This window comes from Actinomadura nitritigenes, from assembly GCF_017573545.1.
GTDB lineage: Bacteria > Actinomycetota > Actinomycetes > Streptosporangiales > Streptosporangiaceae > Spirillospora > Spirillospora nitritigenes.
Genome location: NZ_JAGEOK010000004.1, coordinates 82723 through 105911, shown reverse-complemented (window position 1 = coordinate 105911; position 23189 = coordinate 82723). Strand labels below are relative to the sequence as shown.

Sequence of the window (23189 nt, the reverse complement as noted above, 5' to 3'; positions counted from 1 at the left end):
GACCGTTAGGCGACCCCCGCTCTCCCCCCCGGCGGGGGTCGCCCAAACATGCGGCGGGCGGACGGTGGCGCGTCCAGATCCTCCACGCCACCGTCCGCCCGCCGCCTCGTTCTCCCGCCGCCCCGTCCTCCCGGCCCCGCCGAGGGTCGCGGCGAGTTATCCACAATTCACGGAACGCTTTCGGCCGCCCGGCGCGGCGCCGCACGCTGGAGTCCTCTGAACGCACGGGAGGACCGATGAACATCGCGGCACTGATCGTCACCGCCGACGCCGCCACCGCCGACGCCCTGCTCCGCCTCGCCGCGGCCGCCGACGCGCACGCCGAGGTCGCCGCCGGCCCCGGCGAGGCCCGCGCCGCCTGGGCCTGGCCCGCGCTCGTCCTGGTCGGCACCGACGCCGCCGGGGACGTCGCGTCCGCCGGCCTGCCCCGCCGCGGCGGCGTCGTCCTGGTCGCCGGCGCCGCCACGCCCGAGGCCTACCAGGCGGCCGTCCGGATCGGCGCGCAGGACGTGGCCGTGCTGCCCGACCACGAGCAATGGCTGATCGACGCGTTCGCCGCCGCGAGCGAGCCCGACGCCGGCCGCGCCACCACCCTCTGCGTCGTCGGCTCCCGCGGCGGCGTGGGCGCCAGCGTCCTGGCCGCCGCCCTCGGCGTCGCCGCCGCCGGCAGCGGACTGCGCACCCTCCTCGTGGACGCCGACCCCCTCGGCGGCGGCGTCGACCTCATGCTCGGCCTGGAAGGCCGCGAAGGCGCCCGCTGGCCCGACCTGGCCGAGCGGCATGGCCGGCTGAACGCCGCCACCCTCCGCGACACCCTCCCGTCCTCCGGGGACCTGTCCGTGCTGTCGTGGCGGCGCGGCGCGGCCGTCCCGGTCGCCGACACGGCGGTGGTGTCCCTGCTCGACGCCGCCTCCCGCGGCTTCGACCTGGTGATCGCCGACGTGCCCCGCTTCCTCGGCGACATCGGCCGCGCCGCGCTGCGCACCGCCGACGTCACCTTCCTGCTCGTCCCGGCCGAGGTCCGCGCGACCGTCGCCGCCGACGGCCTCGCCGCCGCCCTGCGCCGCGACACCGCCGACCTCCGCCTGATCGTGCAGGGCCCGTCCCCCGGCGGCCTGACGCCGGGCGCCGTCACGCAGGCGCTCGGCCTCCCCGTCGCCGGGGGCTACGAGCGCGACCGCCGCCTTCCCGCCGCGATCGAGGAGGGCGACCTCGCCCGCGCCTGCCGCCGCGGCCCCCTCTCCGACTTCTGCGCGCGCCTCCTCGCCGATCTGGCCCTGCAGCCCTACGCCTACCGCGAGGAGGCCGCATGACCAGGCTCTCGTCCGCCGTCCGCGACCGGCTCGCCGACGCCGGCGGCGAGGCCACCGCGGGACGCGTCGCGGCGGCGCTCCGCGCCGAGGACAGGCTGCTCGGCGACCGCGAGGTCCTCGCCCTCACCGACGAACTGCGCGCCGAGTTCGTCGGCGCCGGTCCGCTCGAACCGCTGCTCCGAGCGCCGGAGGTCACGGACGTCCTGGTGAACGGCCCCGGCGAGGTGTGGATCGACGCCGGTGCCGGGCTCGTCCGCACCGACGTCCGGTTCCCGGACGAGGCCGCCGTGCGCCGCCTGGCCCAGCGCCTCACCGCCGCCGCGGGCCGCCGTCTCGACGACGCGTCCCCGTACGCCGACGCCCGGCTGCCCGGCGGGATCCGGCTGCACGCCGTCCTCCCGCCGGTCGCCGCGAACGGCACCTGCGTCTCCCTCCGCCTCCCTCGCCGGCGCGCCTTCACTCTCGGCGAGCTCGTCGCGACCGGCACCGTCCCGCCCGAAGGCGCCGCCCTGCTCTCCGCGCTCATCGAGACCCGCGCCGCCTTCCTCATCAGCGGAGGAACCGGGACCGGCAAGACAACGCTGCTCAGCAGCCTGCTCTCCCTGACCGACCCGGGGGAGCGGCTCCTGCTGGTCGAGGACTCCGCCGAGCTGCGCCCGACGCACCCCCACGTCGTCCGCCTCGAAGCCCGCCCGCCCAACGTGGAGGGCGCCGGCGGCGTCACGCTGAACGACCTCGTCCGCCAGGCCCTCAGGATGCGTCCCGACCGCCTGGTGGTCGGCGAGGTGAGAGGCCCCGAGGTCGCGGATCTGCTCCAGGCGCTGAACACCGGCCACGAGGGCGGCTGCGGCACGCTGCACGCCAACACCGCCGCCGACGTCCCGGCCCGCTTGGAGGCGCTGGCCTGCGCCGCCGGCCTCTCCCGCGAAGCGGTCCACAGCCAGCTCGCCGCCGCGCTCGACATCGTCGTCCACCTGGTCCGCGAACCCGGCGGCGGCCGTCGCCGCGTCGCCGAGGTCTGCCTGCTGCGCCGCGCCGCCGACGGCCTGGTCGGCGTCCTGCCCGCCGTCACGTTCACCGCCGCCGGAGAGACGATCGCCGCGGCGGGAGCCGACGCCCTCGCGGCCCGGCTGGGGTGGGCGCCGTGAACGGCGAGATCGGGTTTGCCATCGTCTGCTCCGCCGCGTCCGCCTGGCTGCTGCTCGGGCCGTCCCCCGCCGGTCTGCGCCTCTCGCGCATCGCCGGCCCGGCCCCCGCACCCCCGGGCCCGGTCCCGGCTCTCCGGGCCCGCATCGAGGTGATCAGGGAACGCCGGAGCCGGCCCGGCCGCCGCCGCACCTCGATCATCGAGCTCTGCGACGGGATGGCCGCGGAGCTGGCCGCCGGCCGCACCCCCGACGAGGCGTTCGCGCTGGCCGCCGCCGTCCTCGACCCGCACGTGGCCGCGGAGCTCCTCACCTCCGGCCGCCCGCCCCCGTCGATCCCCGACCATCTGGCCGAGCTGGCCCGCGAGCCCGGAGCCGAGGGCCTGCGCCTCCTCGCGGCCTGCTGGCGCGTCGGCACCGAACGTGGCGGCACCCTCGCGACCGTCCTGGACGGCCTGGCCGCCGCACTCCGCGACGAAGAAGCCCAACGCCAGGACGTCTCGGTCCAGCTGGCCGGCCCCCGGGCGACGGCCCGCCTCCTCGCCGCGCTCCCGCTCCTGGGCGTCGGCATGGCCGCCGCCCTGGGCGCCCATCCGCTCACCTTTCTCTGCGGCTCCCTCCCCGGCCTCGCCTGCCTGTTCACCGGCCTCGCCTTCAATGCGACCGGCCTCTACTGGACCCGCCACCTGGCCAGAACCGCCGAGTCACCTGCCTGACTCACCCACACCTGACCAACAGCTCAGCAACCCGACCGCGCCGCCAAGCCAACGCCGCCTCGACGCCCCAGACCCACCGAAGGCCCACAGCGGTGCCGACGAACCAGCGTGAGGTCGAGCCACGACCGATCATTCACCTGGCAATCACCAACGACACCGCAGCTCGGCAGGCCGACCTCGTCAGTACAGCGACGACACACCGGCGACCCACGCCCACAGGTGCATCGAAGGAGCTTGGCGGTGCAGATGAAGCAGCAACGCGTCCGTGCTGCCGAGCCAAGGCCGCCGCGTCACCTGGCTTATAAAGCCGCGTCACCTGGCTCATAAGGACGACACGAACCACAGCAACGCCCGAGATACGGCCCATCCGACTGGGCGGCGGGCAGCACCAGATGACAAGTCGCCAAGGACCGGTGGCGATACGGGCGGCGGCACCGCATCAACGGCCGCACCAGTGCCGGGATGCGTCGTTTCGGAAACGTCGGACCACAGCCGCCGAAGACCCGACCGGGTGCAGCCAGCCCCATCCCGCCAAGGCGCCCTGGGCGGCGAACCGAAGAGACGCGAGAAACGGAGGAACGATGGTGACGTTCACGGTGATGCTCTGCGCGGCGGTGTCGGGCTTCCTTCTCCCGCAGGGAGCGAACGCGGCAGGACGCCGGCTCGGCGGCCAGTTCGACCAGGCGAGAAGGCGGCCGCTGAGGCCGCGAACACGCGACCCGGATGCCTCGGGTTCCACCCAGGCACGGCATCCGGAGAACGGCGACGTCGAGGAGCGTGCCGGGAGCGGGCGGCGCGAGGTGACGTTGCGGCGTGCTGCGTGCCTGATGGCTGGTGTCCTCTGCTGGGTGGCCTTCGGCGGGCTGATGGGCGGAGTGCTCAGCGTCGTCGTTGCCGCGGCCGTCCGGTACTCGTTCAGCCGGCTCGGAGGCGCCGACCGGCGACGACGGCAGGCCCGCCTCATCGCGGACCTCCCGGTCGCCGTGGACCTTCTCGCCGCGTGCCTGCGCGGCGGCGCCCCGTGGCACGACGCGGTCGAGGCCGTCGCGGACGCGGTCGGTGGTCCCCTCGGTGAGGAGCTGCGCGGCGTGGCCGTCCAGATCCGCCTCGGCGCCGACCCCGTGGACGCATGGCTCGCGCTCACCGGGGAGCCGATCCTGGCGCCGTTGGCCCGTACTGCCGTCCGGGCCGTCTCCAGCGGCGCGGCCTTGGCGCCGTCCCTCGGACGGCTCGCCCGGGATCAGCGGCGGGTGGCGCGCACGGCGGCGGCCGCGCGTGCCCGCGCCGCCGGCGTCCGGGCGCTCGCCCCGCTGGGGTTGTGCTTCCTGCCCGCGTTCGTCCTGCTCGGAGTGGTGCCGGCGATCGCCGGAATCGCCTCGACCATCCTCCTGCCGTGGTGACCGCGCCGAGTTATCCACAGAACGCGGTTCACCTGGTGGCCGGATCCGCCGCACCCGAGCCTGGGATCGGACGCGATCGGGCGTCCCCGAGGAGAACGAGGAGGCCCCATGCGGGCGACACAGATGGTGGTGCGGAGATGGCGACGCCTTTCCGGGGACCGAGGGATGTCCACCGCCGAATACGCCGTCGGCACCATCGCCGCCGCGGCGTTCGCGACACTGCTCTTCAAGATCGTCACAAGTCCGGAGGTCCACACCCTGCTCACCGGGATCATCAAGAAGGCCCTGCAGATGGCCGGGTGAGCCGTGGCGCCCGGGACCGGGGCATGGTGACGGCCGAGATCGCGCTGGCACTGCCCAGCCTGGTCCTGGTCACCGCCATCGCGCTCTGGGGCGTGGCGGTCGCGTCGGCCCAGCTCGCCTGCACCGACGCCGCGCGGACCGGCGCACGGGCGGCGGCGCGCGGCGAGTCCCTCGCCGCGGTGCGGGAACTGGTGGTCAAGGCGGTCCCGCCGCACGCCACGGTGACGGTCCACCGCGATGCCGCCACCGTCGAGGTAGACGTCTTCGCGCCGGTCGAGCCCCCGGCCGCGACCGGCCTGCCGTCCCTGACCGTCCACGCCCACGTCGCTGCTCCCACGGAACCAGGCGCCGGAACGGACCCCACCCCGGCCGCATGACCACACCCCCGCCCCGGGCATCACGACGCCCCCCGGGGCGGTGCGGTGAAAGGAATGCCCGACGGGACTGGGATGCAGCAGCGGCCCGGCACTGCGGTGGTCTGCGAAGCCCGCCCGGCTCGGGAAGAGATCGCCCAACGGGAGAGGGTGCGTGTGTTGGAGGGGTGTTTGGGAGGGGCGCGTGTGTGGAGGGCACGCGAGTGGAGGGCTGTGGGTGGAGGAGTGCGCGGGGGAGGAGTGCGCGGGGGAGGAGTGCGCGGGTGGAGGAGTGCGTGTGCGGAGGGTGTGTGGAGGGGCTTGGGGAGGGGGTTCGGTAGGGGCGTGCTCTGAGGGGATCGGTTCGGTGTGTGTGGGAGGCCGCTGGGTGGGAGGGGGGCGGTTGTGAGGTGCGGGTTGGGTGGTCGGGGGGCGGGATGGGCGCGAAAGGTCTCTGGGAGGTGGAGGTGTGATCGGGGGGCGGGGACCATCTGGGTGGTGGCGTTCATGGCCGTCGTCTGGACCGGCGGTGTGGTGGCCGTCGGGGTCGGCGGAGTGCGGGCGGCGCGGCATCGGGGGGACGCGGCGGCGGACCTCGCCGCGCTGGCCGGTGCGGCACGGGCGGCGGAAGGGGCGGCGGACGCGTGCGGGAGGGCGCGCGAGGTCGCGAGGAGGTCCGGGGCGCGGATGGCGCGGTGCCGGGTCCGCGGCGAGATCGTCGATGTCGAGGTGACGGTGGCGCTGCGGGTGCCGCTCGGGGGCGGTGCCGTTCGCGTCCGGTCGAGGGCCCGGGCTGGCCCCGTGGGGCCGGACGGCGTAACCTGGCCCGGCGCGACTCGTTGCACTGAGTGTCAATAGGGAGGTGCGTGAGGTGGATCCGGTATCCGCGACCTCTTTGTCATCTTCCTGTGATTTTTCCTACCGTCCGGTACGTTACGCTGCCCTGAGCCCATAGTCATCACTCGGCACAGTGCACCCCGCGAGCGTCGTCCTCCGCGGGTGGAGATGCAGGACGCTGTCGAAGGGATTGAGGCCGTGACCATCATTCGCAGGATCGGTGCAGTCGCGCTCGCGGCTCCCCTTGCGATGAGCATCCCGGTCCTCGGGGCGTTGCCCGCGGGCGCCGCGACGACGGCGGTGATCAGCCCGGCGAACGGCGCCGTCATCACCAGTGGGACGAGCGTCACCGTGAAGGCGCACTACGACTTCGCGCTGAAGATGCAGCTGCGCGTCGACGGTCCCGGGATCGGCGACACGTTCCTCAAGGAGAGCAGCTGGGCCGGCGACCTGTCGGCCCCGCTCGAGCTGCGCCGCAACGGCAAGTACAAGGCCTACCTCAAGGGCTCGATCACCAACCAGGTCTACGACTCCAACACCTTCACCGTGCGGATCGCGCCCGCCGCGCCGACCGGCGTCTCCGCGAGCGTGTCCGGCGGCAAGGTCGTGGTGAAGTGGAACCGCGGCTTTGAGGACGACCTGCTCGGCTACTCGCTGTCCGGGGCCGGGGTCCGCTCGAAGTCCGGGTCGATGGGCTCGCTCTGCTCCGGCACGAGCTGCTCCGCCAGCCTGTCGCTGACGCGGTCGAGCGGGACGGTCTCGGTGGGCGTGCGGGCCCGGCGGTCGACCGGGACGGGCGGTTCGCTCTACTCGTCCCCCGCGACGGCCAGCGCCGTGGCGGGCGGCGTCACCGGGAGTCTGCCGACCGGTTCCGCGCCGTCGCTGCCGACCGGGACCTCCGCTCCGGGCACGTCCACCCCGCTGACGCCGTTCAACAACGAGTCGCCGGTCACGCTGCCGTCCGTCCAGCCCGACGGCGCGACGCCCGGCCTCACCTACCCCGCGCCGCAGATCGCGACGGACGCGCCGAAGGCCGTGAACGTCGCGGCGACCGACCGGCTGCAGTGGGGCAAGAGCGTCGGGATCGCGCTGGTCCTGCTGATCGTCGCGGCCCACCTCGGCACGTGGACGCGGCGGCTGCGCGTCACCCAGGCCGGGTCGAACAGCCTCGGGATGGCCGCGCGGATCGCCCGCAACGGGACCGGGCGCAAGCGCGTCAAGAGCGCCCGCGAGCGGATCGCCCGCGCGGAGGCCATCGCCAAGACGGGGTCCGTGAAGACGGCCGTCGGCGACACGATGGTGCTCGGCACGGCGTCGAAGGCGAAGCCGAAGCCTAAGCCGAAGTCGAAGAGCAGGGCGGCGCGGCGTCCTGCCACGCAGGGCAAGTCGGGCGGCGTCGACGTCCAGATCGCCAAGCCGTCCTCCGCGAGGCCCGCCGGCAAGCGCCGTTCCTCCGCTCCCGGACGCCGCCGCAAGTAGTCCCTCTCGCAGGCGCCGGGCGGCCGCACCTCGCGTGAGCAGGGTGGTGGCGGGGCCCGCACAGAGGATGCGGCACGTGAAGGGGAGTCGTGTGAGCGGCAGGTGCGGTCTTGGACGGCGGTTGAGAACGGTCTAGGCTGCCTTGCCAGTCGGATTCCCCCGGATCGTCCGGTACGGGAGAGGAGACCCTCCACATGATCATTCTGGGGCTGGTCGTCACGCTCGCCGCCCTCGCCGCGGCCGTGGCCGTCATCCTGGGCAATACCGGCGCCGTCCACGTGACCGCGTTCGGGCAGGAGGTGCCCGGCGTCACGCAGCAGTGGCACCTGTTCCTGGCGGGCGTCGTCGTCGCCATCGTGTTCATGGCGGGTGCGGGGATCGCCGCCCTCGGGTTCCGGCGCAGCATGAACATCCGCAGGGAGCTGCGGGATCTGAGGGACGAGCACGAGGAGTCGCTGCAGACGATGGAGCTCGAACGCCGTCGGCTGCAGCAGGCGCTGGCGCAGGCCCGCCGCGGGCTGGACGAGCAGCCGTCCGTCCCCGCGCAGCGCGTCGCACCGAACTAGCCGGTCCCGGGCAGTGAGGTAGAGGAGCAGGCGGGGCGCGTCGCCGACCATTGCGCGGACGGTCGAGGCGCGCGGGGTCGTGCGGTCAGGGAGCGGCTCGCAGCAGGACGGCGAGGAGGGTCAGAGCGCCCTGCTTGTCGAGGGGGTCGTTGCCGTTGCCGCACTTCGGGGACTGGATACAGGACGGGCAGCCGGAGTCGCACTCGCAGGAGGCGATCGCGTCGCGGGTGGCGCGGAGCCAGGCGGCCGCGTCGGCGTAGCCGCGCTCGGCGAAGCCGGCGCCGCCCTCGTGCCCGTCGTAGACGAACACGGTGAGCAGGCCCGTGTCGGGGTGGACGGCGGTGGAGACGCCGCCGATGTCCCAGCGGTCGCAGGTGGCGTAGAGCGGCAGCAGTCCGATGGAGGCGTGCTCGGCGGCGTGCGCGGCGCCCGCGAGGTCGAGGTCGCCGAGGGCGTCGACCTGCGATTCGGACAGCGTCCACCAGACGGCGCGGGTGCGCAGGGTGCGGGGCGGCAGGTCGAGGGGCTTCTCGCCGAGCATCTCGCCGGTCTGGACGCGGCGCATCTGGTAGCCGACGACCTGGCTGGTGACGTCGACGGTGCCGTAGCAGAGGGTCGCGTCGCCCCAGGAGGCGGAGCGGAGCGTCTCGGCGATGGTGATGTCGGTGACGTCGCGGGCGGTGGTGGAGTAGTCGGGGTCGGCGGCCTCGACGAGGGCGACGGAGTCGTCCAGGTCGAGGGTCTGGACGATGAACGAGTCGCCCTGGTGGATGTAGACGGCGCCGTCGTGGACGGTGGTGTGCGCGGACGCCTCGTCGACGGTGCCGAGCAGGCGCCCGGTGGCGGTCTCGACGACCTGGACGGGCTCGCCGCCGGCGCCGCGGATGTCGGCGAGGTCGCACGCCTTGTCGCGGCGCGTCCAGTACCAGCCGTTGGGGCGGCGGCGCAGGAACCCGCGGCGGACGAGGTCGGGCAGCAGGTCGGCGGTGGACGGTCCGAAGAGCGCGGCGTCGTCCTCGGTGAGGGGGAGCTCGGCGGCGGCGGCGCACAGGTGCGGTTCGAGGACGTACGGGTTGTCGGGGTCGAGGACGGTCGCCTCGACCGGCGTCCCGAAGATCGCCTCTGGGTGGTGGACGAGGAAGGTGTCGAGGGGGTCGTCGCGGGCGACGAGGACGGACAGGGCAGCCTGCCCGGACCGCCCGGCGCGGCCGGCCTGCTGCCAGAGCGACGCGCGGGTGCCGGGCCAGCCGCAGACGAGGACGGCGTCGAGACCGGACACGTCCACCCCGAGTTCGAGGGCGTTCGTGCTGGCCAGGCCCACGATGGAGCGGGAGCGCAGCGCGGCTTCGAGGGCGCGGCGCTCCTCGGGGAGGTAGCCGGCGCGGTAGGCGGCGACCTGCTCGGCGAGGGCGGGCGCGACCTCGTGCAGGGCGCGTTTCGCGCCGAGCGCGACGGACTCGGCGCCGCGCCGGGACCGGACGAACGCGAGGGTCTGGACGCCCTCGACGACGAGGTCGGCGAGGAGGTCGCCGGCCTCGGCGGTGGCGGTGCGGCGGACGGGCGCGCCCTGCTCGCCGCGCAGGTCGGTGAGGGGCGGCTCCCACAGCGCGAACGTGGCCGGGCCGCGGGGCGAGGCGTCGTCGTCGACGGCGACGACGTCGAGGCCGGTGAGGCGGGAGGCGGTGGACGCGGGCTCGGACGTCGTGGCGGACGCCAGGATGAAGGTGGGGTCGGCGTGGTAGCGGGCGCAGACGCGGCGGAGGCGGCGCAGGACCTGCGCGACGTGCGAGCCGAAGACGCCGCGGTACCCGTGGGCCTCGTCCACGATGACGTAGCGGAGGCGGCGCAGGAACGACGACCAGCGGGAGTGCCCGGGCAGGATCGACCGGTGCAGCATGTCGGGGTTGGTCAGCACGTAGTTGGCGTGCTGGCGGACCCAGGAGCGCTCGTCCCGGGGGGTGTCGCCGTCGTAGGTCGCGGCGCGGACGCGGGTGAGCCGCAGCCCGCGCAGCGCGCGGAGCTGGTCGGCGGCGAGCGCCTTCGTCGGGGACAGGTAGAGGATGGTCCCCTCGCGGCGGTGGTCGTCCTCGCCCGCATAGATCGCGTCGATGGAGGGCAGCAGGTAGGCGAGGGACTTTCCGGACGCGGTGCCTGTGGCGATGATCACAGAGCGGCCGTCGCGGGCGTGCTCCGCGGCGGAGGCCTGGTGCTCCCACGGGGCCTCGATCCCGGCGGCGGCCAGCCGGTCCACGAGCAGCGGGGGCGACCATGACGGCCATGGTGCACGGCGGCCCTCACGTGCGGGAACGCGCTCCACATGGGTGATGCGGTCCCGCCGCGACGGGTCGGCGAGCAGCCGGTCGAGAGGGGTTGAAGATCTTTGGGCGGCCATCAGGTTTTCAGTTTGCCAGCCGGGGCAAAACTACGGGAACGCCCCGGCGCCGGTGGGCCCGTTCCCCCTGTGCTCATCTGTGGACCAGCAGGTCAGACGGGACGGCGCGAACTTTCGCCCGACTGGTCGATAACGTGCGTGCGCCGCGCCGGAGCGTGGTTGAATCACGGCGATGTCTCGCCGCCCGGGTCGCCGCCGCGGAGCCCGGAGGGCGGGATCGGATTGTGCTGCACGGCGCTGGAGGATTTGTGGACCTGAAGGTGAACGACTACACCACCGACGATGGCCTCACCGTCATCAACGTGGAGGGCGAGATCGACGTCTACACGGCGCCGAAGCTTCGCGAGAAGCTCATCGACCTGGTCAACAAGGGCAAGTTCCACCTGCTCGTGGACATGGAGTAAGGTGGAGTTCCTGGACTCGACCGGCCTCGGCGTCCTGGTCGGCGGGCTGAAGCGGGTCCGCGCGCACGACGGCTCGCTGGAGCTGGTCTGCACCCAGGAGCGCATCCTCAAGATCTTCCGGATCACGGGGCTGACCAAGGTCTTCGGCATTCACGACTCGATCGCCGAGGCCGAGGAGAAGCGCAAGGGCGCGAAGTAGGCGGCCTGACACCACGATGGCGACCGTTGAACTGTCCTTCAGTGCGCTGCCCGTCCACGTCCGGACCGCCCGGCTGATCGTGACCGCGGTGGCTCGCCGCAGCGGCGTCGCCGAGGCGCTGCTGGACGAGGTGAGGCTGGCGGTCGGCGAGGCGTGCTCGCGGGCCGTGGAGGCGCACCGCCTGCACTGCCCGGACGAGCCCGTCCGGCTCGAGCTGACCGGGGCGGGCCGCCGCTTCGAGGTCACGGTGAGCGACGCCGTGCCCGGGGACGACGCGGGGGGCGGTCCGCCGGCCGCCCGGCCGGACGAGGACGACCTGGACTTCGATCTGGGCGAGGGCACCGCCGAACTCGGGCTGGCGGTCATCGCCGGGCTCGCCGACGACGTGGAGATCGCCACCACCCCGAAGGGCGTCCAGATCAGGATGAGCTGGCCGGCGGAGGCCGAGGCGACGATCTGACCTCGGCGCGGCCGGGGGCGCTCCGCGGAACGCACGCTCGCGCCCATCCCCCAGACCGCATGGCGAAGGCCCCGCTCCGGCGGGGCCTTCGCCGTCCCCGGCGCCGCCCCGCTCGGGCGGTCAGGGAGTGAGGACGATCTTGCCCTGGGTGCGGCCGGACTCGACGAGCTCGTGCGCCTTGGCCGCGTCCGCGAGCGGCAGGACGTGGGCGACGTGCGGGCGGAGCAGCCCGTCGTCGACGAGCGCCGTCAGCGCCTCGAGGGCGGTGTGGTCGGGCTCGACGCTGATGCCCGCGAAGCGGCGCCCGGCCGCGGCGGCGGCCGCCGCGAGGGCGGCGTCCTCGCGGTCCACGGCGGTGACGAGGAGGCCGCCCGGACGCAGGACGCGCAGCGAGCGCTCGCCGTACCCGCCGCCGACGGCGTCGTAGACGATGTCGAGGTCGCCGGTCGCCTCGGTGAAGTCGTCCGTCCGGTAGTCGATCACCTCGTCGGCGCCGAGCGACCGGACGAAGGCGTGCTTGCCGGCGCTCGCCGTCGCGACGACGTGCGCGCCGCGCGCCTTGGCGATCTGCACGGCGACGTGGCCGAGGCCGCCGCCGGCGCCGTGCACGAGGACCCGGTCGCCCTCCCGCACTCCGGCGGCGTCCACGAGGCCCTGCCAGGCGGTGAGGCCGACGAGCGGCAGCGCGGCGGCCTCGGCGTGGCCGAGCGCGGCGGGCTTGCGCGCGATCTGCCGCGACGGCGCCGCGACGTACTCGGCGTAGCCGCCGGCGGCCCGGGGGAACAGCGGCATGCCGTAGACCTCGTCGCCCGGCTGGAAGCGCGTCACGCCGGGGACGACCTCCTCCACGACCCCGGACACGTCCCACCCGAGGACGAACGGCGGTTCGCCGAGGAGCGGGAACGAGCCCGCGCGGATGGAGGCGTCGACCGGGTTGACCGCCGTCGCGCGAACGCGGACGAGGACCTCGGACGGCAGGGGCAAGGGACGCTCGGCCTCGACGACCTCAAGGACCTCCGGGCCGCCGAAGGCCCGCTGGGTGACCGCACGCATGTCTTTCTCCTGGTGTCGGCGTGAACCTGATGGCGATCACGCTACGGAGCGGATCGAAGACGCTGAATGTCTCGCAGTCGTCGATTCATGTCCGTCCGTCTCACGCTCGCGTAGCATCGCGGGCGTGGACGTCCTCAGCGAAGTGATCGCCTCGATGCGGACCGGCCTTCCGGCGGCGACGCGCACCGACGCGCGCGCCCCCTGGGCCATGCGGCTCCGCCCGGTCGCGGGCGCCGGGTTCCACGTGATCCTGGAGGGCGCCTGCTGGCTCGTCCCGCCGCGCGAGCCGGGCGAGCCGAACGGGCCGGGCGAGTCCGGCGCGGCGGGCGAGCCCGTCGAGCTGGTCGCGGGCGACGTGGTGTTCCTGCGGTCGGGGCGGGAGCACGTCCTCGCGGACGATCCGGCCACGGCGCCGACCAGGTTCCACACCGGGCCGGAGGGAGGCGGCGGCTTCGGCGAGCTGACGATCGAGGGCCCGGGGGCGCGGACGGTCATGCTCTGCGGGGCGTACGACCTCGACCAGGCGCGCCCGCATCCGCTGCTGCGCGGCCTGCCGCCGGTGATCCGCGTGCGGGCGCGGCACGGCCGGCACCCGGAACTGCGCTCGGCGGTGGCGCTGCTCGGCGCGGAGCTGTCCGGCGGGCGGCCGGGCGTGGACGGGATCGTCCCGCCGATGATCGACGTGCTGCTGTTCTACGTCCTGCGGGCCTGGCTGGACGAGGCGGACGCCCCCGACGGCTGGGCGGCGGCGCTCGCCGACCCGGGCATCTCGCGCGCGCTCCGGGCCATCCACGAGGAGCCCGGACGGCCGTGGACCGTGGAGGCGCTCGGCCGGTGCGCCGGGCTGTCGCGGGCGGCGTTCGCGCGGCGGTTCGCGGCGCTGGTCGGGGAGCCGCCGCTGGCGTACCTGACGCGCTGGCGGATGACGACGGCGGGCCGGTTGCTGCAGGAGACGCGCGACCCGCTGAGCGCGGTGGCGGAGCGGACCGGGTACACGTCGGAGTTCGCGTTCGCCAAGGCGTTCAAGCGGGAGTTCGGCTTGGCGCCGGGCGGCTACCGCAAGTCCGCCGCCCGCCCCCGCTCCGCCTGACCCGGGCCCTGCCCCGCCTGACCCGGGCCCTGCCCCGCCTGACCCGGGCCCTGCCCCGCCTGACCCGGGCCCTGCCCCGCCTGACCGGGGCCTCGCCCCGCCTGACCCGGGCCCGCTCCGGCCCGGCGTCCGGCCCCTGCTCCGGCCCGGCGTCCGGGTCGTGCGGGAATGGGGCGGGTGGGGCCGGTGTGACCCCCGGGACGGAGCACCCGCCGGCATGTGAGATTCTCTTCCAGGAATGATCTTGAATCGTCCCGATTTGGGCCTGGACATATTGCGTGATAATGCCTAGCTTAATTACCAGCGGCGCGTGCGGCGCCGCTGGACGGCGCTGACCGCGGCCCTGTCGATGTGGCCGTGGGGTAAGACCATGCTTACCTCGCCCGACCTGCGGAAATAGCGGCCGACCCGGCTCAAAGGTCAAATTACGGCGTAATGCGGATTGCTTTTCCGTGACATCCTCATTAAGGGTCTGGCGCCCTTCTCATTCGCCCTTCGCGTGCGTAGACTCCCCGCACCCGCGCTGCCGTGCGAGGCGTTCGAAATCAGGACTCGCGGGGTAGGCGGTAAAGATCGTCTTTTGACGGTCGGATCGCAACGCCCCTGTCGAGGAGGACGGATGTCTGGGCTTTCCCTGTCAAGCCCGGCCACTGCAGCAGCAAGCGTGGATCTCGGCGGCGGCGACCTCTCACTGGTCGTCGTCGTAGCCGTGATCGCCCTGCTGGCACTGGCCGTCGCCGCGGGTCTGGTACGCGATGTACTGGCCGCGGGTCAGGGCACCGAGAAGATGCAGGAGATCGCGCGGGCGGTCCAGGTCGGCGCGAGCGCCTACCTGAAACGCCAGTTCCGCACGGTCGGCGTCTTCGTGGTGCTCATTCCGCTGGTGCTGCTGCTCCTGCCCGCCGACACCTGGAGCGAGCGCATCGGGCGGTCGGTGTTCTTCGTCATCGGGGCGGTGTTCTCGTCCGTCACCGGCTTCACCGGGATGTGGCTGGCGGTCCGCGGCAACGTGCGGGTCGCGGCGGCGGCCCGCGAGGCGGGCGGCGAGAAGACCGCGATGCGGATCGCGTTCCGCACCGGCGGCGTCGCCGGCATGTTCACCGTCGGCCTCGGGCTGTTCGGCGCGGCGATCGTCGTGCTGGCCTACCAGGGCGACGCGCCGAAGGTCCTGGAGGGCTTCGGCTTCGGCGCCGCGCTGCTCGCGATGTTCATGCGGGTCGGCGGCGGCATCTTCACCAAGGCCGCCGACGTCGGCGCCGACCTCGTCGGCAAGGTCGAGCAGGGCATCCCGGAGGACGACCCGCGCAACGCGGCGACGATCGCCGACAACGTGGGCGACAACGTCGGCGACTGCGCCGGCATGGCCGCGGACCTGTTCGAGTCGTACTCGGTGATGCTGGTCGCCGCGCTCATCCTGGGCACCGCGGCGTTCGGCACGCAGGGCCTGGTGTTCCCGCTGCTGGTGCCGATGATCGGCGTGATCACCGCGGTGATCGGCATCTTCGCGGTGACGCCGCGGGACGGCGACCGGTCCGGGATGTCGGCGATCAACCGCGGCTTCTTCATCTCCGCGGTCATCTCCGCGGTGCTCGTCGCGATCGCCGCGTTCGCCTACCTGCCCTCGTCGTTCGCCGACCTGGACGGCGGCATCCACAACGTGGACGCCGACCCGCGCTGGGTGGCGCTCGGCTCGGTGCTCATCGGCATCGTGCTGGCGAGCGCGATCCAGCTGCTCACCGGCTACTTCACCGAGACCAACCGCAAGCCGGTGAGGGAGGTCACCGACAGCGCCCGGACGGGCCCGGCGACCGTCATCCTGTCCGGCATCTCGCTCGGCCTGGAGTCGGCCGTCTACACCGCGCTCGTCATCGGCGGGGCCGTCTACGGGGCGTTCCTGCTCGGCTTCGGCAACACCACCGTCGCGCTGTTCGCGGTGGCGATGGCCGGCACCGGCCTGCTCACCACCGTCGGCGTGATCGTGTCCATGGACACCTTCGGGCCCGTCTCCGACAACGCCCAGGGCATCGCGGAGATGTCCGGCGACGTCCAGGGCGAGGCAGCGAAGGTGCTGGAGCGGCTGGACGGGGTCGGCAACACGACCAAGGCCATCACCAAGGGCATCGCGATCGCGACGGCGGTGCTGGCCGCGACCGCGCTGTTCGGCTCGTTCGGCACGGCCGTGAACTCGGCGCTGGCGGACGCGTCCAAGTCCGCGCGGGACGCGATCGGCTCGCAGTTCAACCACGGCATCAACCTGTCGATCGACAACCCGAACGTGCTGATCGGGCTGATCATCGGCGCGGCCGTGGTGTTCCTGTTCTCCGGTCTGGCGATCATGGCGGTGGGCCGGGCCGCCGGGCGGGTCGTGGTCGAGGTGCGCGAGCAGTTCCGCACCAAGCCCGGCATCATGGACTTCACCGAGAAGCCGGACTACGACCGGGTCGTCGACATCTGCACCCGGGACGCGCAGCGCGAACTCGCCACCCCCGGACTGCTGGCGATCATGACCCCGATCGCGGTCGGGTTCGCGCTCGGGTACGCGCCGCTCGGCGCGTTCCTCGGCGGCGCGATCGCGGTGGGCGTGCTGATGGCGGTGTTCCTCGCCAACTCCGGCGGAGCGTGGGACAACGCCAAGAAGGTCGTCGAGGAGGGGTACCTCGGTGGCAAGGGCAGCGAGGCCCACGAGGCGACGATCATCGGCGACACGGTCGGCGACCCGTTCAAGGACACCGCCGGCCCCGCGATCAACCCGCTGATCAAGGTGATGAACCTGGTCGCGCTGCTGATCGCGGACGCGGTCGTGACCTACGCCGACAACTACGCGCTGCGGGTCGGCGTGACGGTCGTGGCGGTCGGCATCGTCGTCGCGGCGATCGTCGTCTCCAAGCGCCGCGCGGACCCGATCGCCCCGTCCTCCGGCGCGGGCGGCGGCGAGGCCGCGAACCCCACCCTGGCCAAGGGCGGCGACGCGAAGGGCGGCGAGGCCGAGGGCGGTGACGCCGAGGGCGGCGCCGTCGAGGCCACCGCGCCCGAGCAGGCGCCGGCCCCGGCGGAGGAGGCGGTCGCGGTCGAGGCGAACGGCTCGGCGGCGTCCGGGAAGGCCGACGAGTCGCCGGCCGGGGCGTCCTGATCCGTCCGGGATCGGAGGGGCCGGTGGCGTCGCGCCACCGGCCCCTTTCCCTTTCCCCCCGGGCGGTGTCCGGAGCACGCGGCACCGGTCGTACGCTGTACGCGGGAACGCGACCGAGGAGACGGGAGGCGCTGTGACGAGCGGCGACAAGCCGGCCTTGTCCGGCGGTAAGGGCTTCGCCCTGGTGCTCTGCGGGATGCTCGCCATCCTGCTCGCGCTGTGGGGGCTGGCGGCGCTGGTCGCGCCGTAGGGTGGCGGCATGCCGACGCTGATCGTGCTCCGCCACGCCAAGGCCGCCGCGGGCTTCGGGACGGCCGACATCGACCGCGCCCTGGACGGCCGCGGGCGGCGCGACGCCGCGGCGGCCGGGGAGTGGCTGCGCGCGGAGGGCCTCGCCCCCGCGCGGGTGCTGTGCTCCCCCGCCGTCCGGACGCGGGAGACGCTCGACCTGCTCGCCGTCCGGCCCCCGGCCGGGACGGCCTTCGAGCCGAAGATCTACGACAACGACCCTGACCTGCTGCTGTCCCTGGTCGCGGAGGCGCCGGACGACGCCGGGACGGTCCTGCTCGTGGGCCACAACCCGGCGGTGCACCAGTTCGTCCACGACCTGACCGGTGAGGCCCCGGACACGTTCCCCACCTGCGCGCTCGCGGTCGTCGAGCTGCCGGGCGCGTGGGCGGACGTCCGGCCCGGCCTCGGCACCCTCGTCACGTTCCGCTCCCCGAAGGACTGACCGCCGCGGCGTCCGGCCGGGGGGCGTCCGCCCCGGGGGCGGGGGAGTCCCGGCCGACCGCCGACAGCGACGCGTTGATCACCCGTCCGGTGTCGCGGCGCAGCGACCGGACCGTGTACCGGGTCCCGGACACCTGTGCCAGCGCCTGCCGCAGCGGGGTGAACTCCTCCCGGCCGACGCCCGAGCTGATCTCGGCGCGGCGCCGCTTGGTGAGCGTCTTCAGGTAGTCATCGAGGCCGGCGAGCTCCTCCTCCAGCTCCGCGGCCGGCGAGCGGCTCTGCAGGTCCTCGTCGGGGTCCTCCAGCAGCCCGGCGGCCTCCTCCAGCTGGTCCGCGAGCCGGTCCAGGATCTCCGGTACCGGCCCGGCGTCGACGGCCCGCTCCCGGGTCACCCGGGAGACCGCGATCAGGTGGTCGCGGACGCGGTGCGCGGCGCGGACGGCGTCGCGCAGCCGGCCGATCTGCGCGGTGTCGGGCACCCGCTCGTGGGTCAGCCGGTCCCGCGTCTCCGCGACGGCCTCGGCGGACCGCTCGGCGGTGACGACCTTCTCCTGCGGCAGCCGGACCTGCTCGCCGCCCACCACGTCCGCCGCCGAGCGGACGAGGTCGGCGTGCACCCCCAGCATCCGGCCGAGCTGGATCGGCAGCCGCTCCAGGTGCCCGGCGGGCCAGAGCAGCCGGACGGCGAGGAACGACAGCACGGTCCCCCCGGCGACCAGGGCGATCCGCTCGCCCGCGATGCGCCAGTCGGACGGTGCGGAGAAGTCGAGCAGCATCATCGCCAGCGGCGTGCCGAACAGCCCCCAGTAGGCGAAGTTGATCGACCGCAGCGCGAACCCGGCCAGCGCGAACACGAAGACGATCAACGCGATGACCGGCTTCGTCGGCGCCAGCGTCAGCACGACCGCGGCGACCACCGATCCGGCGGCGGTGCCGCCGACGCGCTGCACCAGCCGCTCGACGGTCTCCCCGTACGTCGCGCGCAGGCTCAGCATCGCGGTGATCGTCAGCCAGTGGCCGTGCGGGATGTGCAGGCCCGCGGCCAGCGCCATCGACACGACCGCGGTGACGTACACCCGCGTGATCTGCCGGAACAGCGGGGAGCGGGTGCGGACGGCGCGGCGCATGCGGGCCACCGCCGACCTCGGGTCGGGCGCGCCCGGCATCCGCGGCGGCCCGATCCCGAGTCGCAGGCCGCCCGCGATGGTGCGGCGCGCCGAGGCCGTCTCGCCGGCGATGCGGTCGATGGAGCGCCGCACCTGACCGATCAGCGACACCGCGATCAGGTCCTCGTCACCGGCGAGCCCGGCGCGCCGGATCTGCTCCGACAGCCGCCCCATCCGGCGGACGGCCCCGGACTCCTCGCCGCCGAGCGGCGCCTCCCCGTTGGTGGCGATCGCGCCCGCGAGCAGCCGCAGCCGCGCCGCGAGCGCCGACACGGCGGTCTGCGTCTCCAGCGCCCACTCGCGGTCCGGCGGGTAGTTCTTGGCGGCCTCCAGCACCGCCTGCAGCGTGACCGTCTCGTGCAGGACGCGGCCCAGCGCGTCGATCAGCCGTTCCGGCCGGGTCGGCTCGTCGCGGCCCCGCCCCCGCCCGGACCGGTACAGCCCGTAGGTGGCGCGGGCGTCGGTGAGGGCCTCGGACGCGGCGCGGCGCCGCTCCTCCCAGTCCGGCATCCGGGCGACGGCCAGCAGGTCGGGATTGGTGAGCTCGACGGCGTTGAGGGGGCTCGGGTCGGGCGCGCCGACGTCCTGCGCGACGGCGTCGAGGGCCTCGGCGACGCGGTCGGCGGCCTCGGCGAGGGACTCGCGCAGCGGCCGGAGCCGCCGCACCGGCCACGGGACCAGCAGCAGCGCCATGGTGAGGAGCCCGCCGATCAGCTCCAGCAGCCCGATGCCGATGACGTCCGCGGACGGCGGCCGGATCGCGCTCAGCAGCACCGCGAGCCCGGCGGTCGACCCGATCCGCGGCACCCCGACGCCGAGCGCGATCAGCGGCGGCACCACGACCACCGCCGTCCACGCGTGCCCGCTCAGCAGCCCGCCGACCGCGGACCCGACCGCGACCATCAGCACGCCGCTCGCCAGGTCCCGCGCCCGGTTCCCGTACGGGCCCTCGGGCGCGCGCAGCGCCACCAGGTACGCGCCGAGCGCGATCATCGAGCCCTGCGCGGCGCGGCCCGTCAGCGACCCGGCCAGCAGCGGGATCGCCATGGCGAGCGCCGCCGCCAGCCCATAGAACGGGGCCGACTGCCCGTTGATCTGGGCGTACGCCGACCGCGCACGTTCCAGCACCGCTCCGGCTCGCCTTCCCGACTCGTCCCGCCGGTCCCGGCGGATGCCGGTGACCGCGTACCGGCACTCCTACCCCGAAACCCCCGCGATGATCGTTCCGGGCCCGGGCCCGGGCCCGGGCCCGGGCGGCGGGCCCGGGCGGCGGGCCCGGGCGGCGGGCCCGGGCGGCGGGCCGGGGATCAGAGATAGGCGGCGGTCTCGCGCACCGCGCCGAACCGGGGGAAGATCCGCCGCACCGTGAACTCGTGCTCCTCGGCGTCGAACCCGGACATCGCGTCGGACGCGAACTCGACCTCGTAGCCGTGGTCGTCGGCCGCCCGCGCGGTCGACTCGACGCCCATCGTCGTGACGAGCCCGCCGAAGACCAGGGTGGTGGCGCCGCGCTCCCGCAGCCGCTGGTGGAGGTCGGTGCCGTGGAACGCGCCGACGGTCCGCTTCACCACGAGGATGTCGCCGGGTGCGGCGAGCCCGTCCGCGAGGCCGCTGCCGGGCGGCTGCTCCGCGACGTCCGGCCGCTCGGCCCGCACGAGCGCCACCGGGAGGCCCTTCGTGCGGAACGCCGCCGCGAGGGACCGGCACCGTGCGAGCACCTCCTCGCCGGAGTGAGGGGCGAGGGGGAGGGCCACGATGCGGGGCATCAGGTCGATGAGCACGAGCGCGGAGGACATGATCGTCACCCTAGGCCCGGACCGCCGCCGGAGGCGCCCCTCGGACCGCCGGAGTTGACCCTGACGTCGCGGGAGGGTCGACGATCGGGACCCATGAGCGAGTACATCAGCCCCGTTCCCGTGCCGGCGCCGGACGTGAAGCCCGCGGAGATCTACCGCGAGATCTACGGCATGCCGATGTTCGTCACCGTGCCCGCCCGCGACCTCGCGGCCTCCAGGGACTTCTGGATCCGCGGGCTCGGCTTCGTCGACCTGTTCTCCGTCCCGGACCGGGTGACCCACCTGCGGCGCTGGGCGTTCCAGGACGTCCTGCTGGTGCCCGGCGAGCCGGCCGGCGCGGCCACGGCGGTGAGCGTGAGCTTCGCCTGCGTGCTCGGCCAGATCGACGAGATCGCCGCGCGCTGCGAGGAGCTGGCGCCGGGATGCACGGAAGGGCCGGTGGACAGGCCGTGGAACTCCGTCGAGCTGGAGGTCGTCACGCCGGAGAACGCGCGGGTCGTGATGACGGCCGCCAGGCCGCTCGACCCGGACGGGCCGCAGGCCGCCTGGATGCGGGAGGCGGGCTTCGAGGTCCCGCGGCCGTGACCGGGCCCGTCACCGGCCCGGTGCACACTGGGCCGGTGACGTATCCCGAGGCGGACGGGCTGACCGTCGGGCGGGCGGCCGCGCTCGTCGGGGTCAGCGTGAAGACGCTGCACCACTGGGACGCGGTCGGCCTCGTCCGCCCGAGCGGGCACACCCCGGCCGGGTACCGGGTGTACTCGGCGGACGACATCGCCCGCGTCCACCGCGTGCTGGTCTACCGGGAGCTGGGCTTCCCGCTCGCCGAGATCGCCCGGATCCTCGACGACCCGTCCGCCGACGCCCGCGACCATCTGCGGCGGCAGCGGGCGCAGCTGGAGCGCCGCGCGGGCCGCCTCCAGGAGATGGCCCGCGCCGTCGACCGGATGCTGGAGGCGCTGGACGCCGGGCTGCGGCTCACGCCGGAGGAGCAGGTCGAGATCTTCGGCGCCGACTGGCGCCCGGAACGGGTCGACGAGGCCCGCGACCGCTGGGGCGGCACCGCGCAGTGGACGCAGTACGCCGAACGCGCCGCAAGGATGACGCCAGGGGACTGGAAGGACGTCGCGGCGCGGACCGAGGCCCTCAACGCCGACCTCGCCGCCGCCTGCCGCGCCGGTACGGCCCCCGGCTCCTCCGAGGCGAACGCGCTGGCCGAACGGCACCGCGCGCTGCTGGGCACCTACTTCGACTGCACCCACGCGATGCACGCGTGCCTGGGACGCATGTTCGCCGACGACCCCGGCTTCGCCGCCTACTTCGACGGGATCGAGCCCGGCCTCACCGCCTGGCTCCGCGACGCGATCTTCGCGAACGCCGGAGCGCGGGGTGTCGACCCCGCCACCGCCGCCTGGGAGTGATCCCCCGGGTCAGCCCTGCCGGGCGGCGTCGGCGGCGTCGGCGGCCTCGACCTCCTCGCGGGAGATCCCGAGGAGGAAGACGATCGTGTCCAGGTACGGGACGTTGACGGCCGTGTCGGCGGCCTGGCGGACGACGGGCTTGGCGTTGTAGGCGACGCCGAGGCCCGCGGCCTGGAGCATGTCGAGGTCGTTGGCGCCGTCGCCGATCGCGACGGTCTGGCTGACCGGGACGCCGGCCTCCGCGGCGAACCGCCGCAGCGCCGCGGCCTTGCCGGCCCGGTCGATCACGGGCCCGGTGACCCGCCCGGTGAGCTTCCCGTTCTCGATCTCCAGCGTGTTCGCGGCGGAGTAGTCGATCCCGAGATCGTCCACGAGGGCGTCGGTGACCTGCGTGAACCCGCCGGAGACGATCGCGAACTTGTAGTCGAGGCGCTTCAGCGTCCGGACCATGGTGCGGGCGCCCGCCGCCAGCCGCAGCTTGTCGCGGACGTCGTCGATCGCGGCCGCGTCGAGCCCCGCGAGCAGCGCGACCCGCTCCCGCAGCGACCCCTCGAAGTCCAGCTCGCCGCGCATCGCGGCCTCGGTGACCTTCGCGACCTCGTGGAGGCAGCCGGCGTGCTCGGCGAGCAGCTCGATCACCTCGCCCTGGATCAGGGTCGAGTCGACGTCCATGACGATCAGCCGCTTGGCGCGCCGGCTCAGCCCGCCGTGCTGGACGGCGATGTCGACCTGCTGCTCGGCGGCCTCGGCGGCGAGCGCGGCCCGCAGGGTGTCCGGGTCGGCGCCGGACACGTCCATCTCGATGCAGGTCACCGGGGTCTGCGCGAGCCGCTCGATCCGGTCGATGTTGGCGCCGTGCGCGGAGATCCGCCCGGCGATCCCGGCCATCGCGGCGGGCTTCAGCGGGGCGCCGAGCACGGTGACGTGCAGCCGGCCGCTGCGCTTCGGCATCCGCTTGTTGCGGCCGGTGGACAGCTCGATCTCCATGTCGAGATCGTTGGCGACCTTCTCGGCGGCGTTCCACACGCGGCCGATGTCGGCGCCCTCGGTGTAGGCCAGCAGGACGCCGAGGACGAGCCGTCCGCGGATCACGACCTGCTCGACGTCGGCGACGGTGAGCGGGAACTGGGAGAGTGTCCGGAACAACCGTGACGTCACGCCGGGGCGGTCGCGTCCGGTGAGTGTGATGAGCAGCGTTCGCTGTGCTGACCCGTCCATAGCTGTCCACAACGGT

20 protein-coding genes and 1 pseudogene are annotated in these 23189 nt (G+C 74.3%); 16 read left to right on the top strand and 5 right to left on the bottom strand.

Features of this window, described 5'->3' with window-relative positions:
• The first annotated feature begins 236 nt into the window (after nt 1-236).
• From ssd to J4557_RS06810, 9 genes are all read left to right on the top strand, one after another.
• Complete coding sequence (ssd, locus tag J4557_RS06850; RefSeq protein WP_208265583.1) at nt 237-1313, top strand: septum site-determining protein Ssd; 1077 nt, start codon at nt 237-239, stop codon at nt 1311-1313.
• A complete protein-coding gene (locus J4557_RS06845; RefSeq protein ID WP_208265582.1) occupies nt 1310-2461 on the top strand; it encodes a TadA family conjugal transfer-associated ATPase in 1152 nt (383 codons plus the stop codon). The genes ssd and J4557_RS06845 overlap by 4 nt, the downstream gene beginning before the upstream one ends.
• Nucleotides 2458-3174, top strand: coding sequence for a type II secretion system F family protein (locus tag J4557_RS06840; RefSeq protein ID WP_307799488.1), 717 nt, complete (start codon nt 2458-2460; stop codon nt 3172-3174). The genes J4557_RS06845 and J4557_RS06840 overlap by 4 nt, the downstream gene beginning before the upstream one ends.
• 581 nt (nt 3175-3755) lie before the next feature.
• Entirely contained in the window at nt 3756-4574 is an 819-nt protein-coding gene (locus tag J4557_RS06835; RefSeq protein WP_243775399.1) for a type II secretion system F family protein, read from the top strand.
• A 108-nt stretch (nt 4575-4682) separates the two neighbouring features.
• Nucleotides 4683-4877: a DUF4244 domain-containing protein gene (locus tag J4557_RS06830; protein WP_208265581.1), complete on the top strand. Its 195-nt coding sequence runs from the start codon at nt 4683-4685 to the stop codon at nt 4875-4877.
• A gap of 23 nt (nt 4878-4900) precedes the next feature.
• Entirely contained in the window at nt 4901-5254 is a 354-nt protein-coding gene (locus J4557_RS06825; protein WP_208265580.1) for a TadE family type IV pilus minor pilin, read from the top strand.
• A gap of 345 nt (nt 5255-5599) precedes the next feature.
• A complete protein-coding gene (locus J4557_RS06820; protein ID WP_307799484.1) occupies nt 5600-6088 on the top strand; it encodes an Rv3654c family TadE-like protein in 489 nt (162 codons plus the stop codon).
• A gap of 177 nt (nt 6089-6265) precedes the next feature.
• Entirely contained in the window at nt 6266-7546 is a 1281-nt protein-coding gene (locus J4557_RS06815; protein WP_208265579.1) for a hypothetical protein, read from the top strand.
• A gap of 194 nt (nt 7547-7740) precedes the next feature.
• Entirely contained in the window at nt 7741-8112 is a 372-nt protein-coding gene (locus J4557_RS06810) for a hypothetical protein (RefSeq protein ID WP_208265578.1), read from the top strand.
• Between the two features lie 85 nt (nt 8113-8197).
• Here the strand turns inward: J4557_RS06810 and sftH are convergent, their stop codons facing one another.
• Nucleotides 8198-10504: a DEAD/DEAH box helicase gene (gene sftH, locus J4557_RS06805; protein ID WP_208265577.1), complete on the bottom strand. Its 2307-nt coding sequence runs from the start codon at nt 10502-10504 to the stop codon at nt 8198-8200.
• A gap of 248 nt (nt 10505-10752) precedes the next feature.
• Here sftH and J4557_RS06800 point away from each other — a divergent pair.
• Nucleotides 10753-11107: pseudogene (locus J4557_RS06800) on the top strand (STAS domain-containing protein).
• A gap of 16 nt (nt 11108-11123) precedes the next feature.
• Nucleotides 11124-11567 (top strand): ATP-binding protein, encoded by a 444-nt coding sequence (locus tag J4557_RS06795; RefSeq protein WP_208265576.1) that lies wholly within the window; start codon nt 11124-11126, stop codon nt 11565-11567.
• A gap of 120 nt (nt 11568-11687) precedes the next feature.
• On the opposite strand, the gene J4557_RS06790 is transcribed toward J4557_RS06795, so the two are convergent.
• On the bottom strand, nt 11688-12620 hold the full coding sequence (locus J4557_RS06790) for an NADP-dependent oxidoreductase (RefSeq protein WP_208265575.1): 933 nt from the start codon (nt 12618-12620) through the stop codon (nt 11688-11690).
• A 124-nt stretch (nt 12621-12744) separates the two neighbouring features.
• Between J4557_RS06790 and J4557_RS06785 the strand changes: the two genes are divergently transcribed.
• From J4557_RS06785 to J4557_RS06775, 3 genes are all read left to right on the top strand, one after another.
• A complete protein-coding gene (locus J4557_RS06785; protein WP_208265574.1) occupies nt 12745-13710 on the top strand; it encodes an AraC family transcriptional regulator in 966 nt (321 codons plus the stop codon).
• 619 nt (nt 13711-14329) lie between these two features.
• The gene (locus J4557_RS06780; RefSeq protein ID WP_208265573.1) at nt 14330-16840 is read left to right on the top strand and encodes a sodium-translocating pyrophosphatase; all 2511 of its coding nucleotides are present in this window, start codon (nt 14330-14332) and stop codon (nt 16838-16840) included.
• Nucleotides 16841-17099: 259 nt separating this feature from the next.
• Nucleotides 17100-17573 (top strand): SixA phosphatase family protein, encoded by a 474-nt coding sequence (locus tag J4557_RS06775; RefSeq protein WP_208265572.1) that lies wholly within the window; start codon nt 17100-17102, stop codon nt 17571-17573.
• On the opposite strand, the gene J4557_RS06770 is transcribed toward J4557_RS06775, so the two are convergent.
• Both J4557_RS06770 and J4557_RS06765 read right to left on the bottom strand, forming a co-directional pair.
• Nucleotides 17548-19866 (bottom strand): FUSC family protein, encoded by a 2319-nt coding sequence (locus tag J4557_RS06770; protein WP_208265571.1) that lies wholly within the window; start codon nt 19864-19866, stop codon nt 17548-17550. The genes J4557_RS06775 and J4557_RS06770 overlap by 26 nt on opposite strands.
• 179 nt (nt 19867-20045) lie before the next feature.
• Nucleotides 20046-20534 carry an isochorismatase family protein gene (locus J4557_RS06765; RefSeq protein WP_208265570.1) on the bottom strand — a complete coding sequence of 163 codons (489 nt, stop codon included), beginning with the start codon at nt 20532-20534 and terminating at the stop codon, nt 20046-20048.
• 93 nt (nt 20535-20627) lie between these two features.
• Between J4557_RS06765 and J4557_RS06760 the strand changes: the two genes are divergently transcribed.
• Together J4557_RS06760 and J4557_RS06755 are read left to right on the top strand one after the other, a co-directional pair.
• The gene (locus J4557_RS06760) at nt 20628-21119 is read left to right on the top strand and encodes a VOC family protein (RefSeq protein ID WP_208265569.1); all 492 of its coding nucleotides are present in this window, start codon (nt 20628-20630) and stop codon (nt 21117-21119) included.
• Between the two features lie 35 nt (nt 21120-21154).
• The gene (locus J4557_RS06755; protein WP_208265568.1) at nt 21155-21955 is read left to right on the top strand and encodes a MerR family transcriptional regulator; all 801 of its coding nucleotides are present in this window, start codon (nt 21155-21157) and stop codon (nt 21953-21955) included.
• Between the two features lie 9 nt (nt 21956-21964).
• Here the strand turns inward: J4557_RS06755 and serB are convergent, their stop codons facing one another.
• The gene (gene serB, locus J4557_RS06750; protein ID WP_208265567.1) at nt 21965-23173 is read right to left on the bottom strand and encodes a phosphoserine phosphatase SerB; all 1209 of its coding nucleotides are present in this window, start codon (nt 23171-23173) and stop codon (nt 21965-21967) included.
• Nucleotides 23174-23189 lie beyond the last annotated feature (16 nt).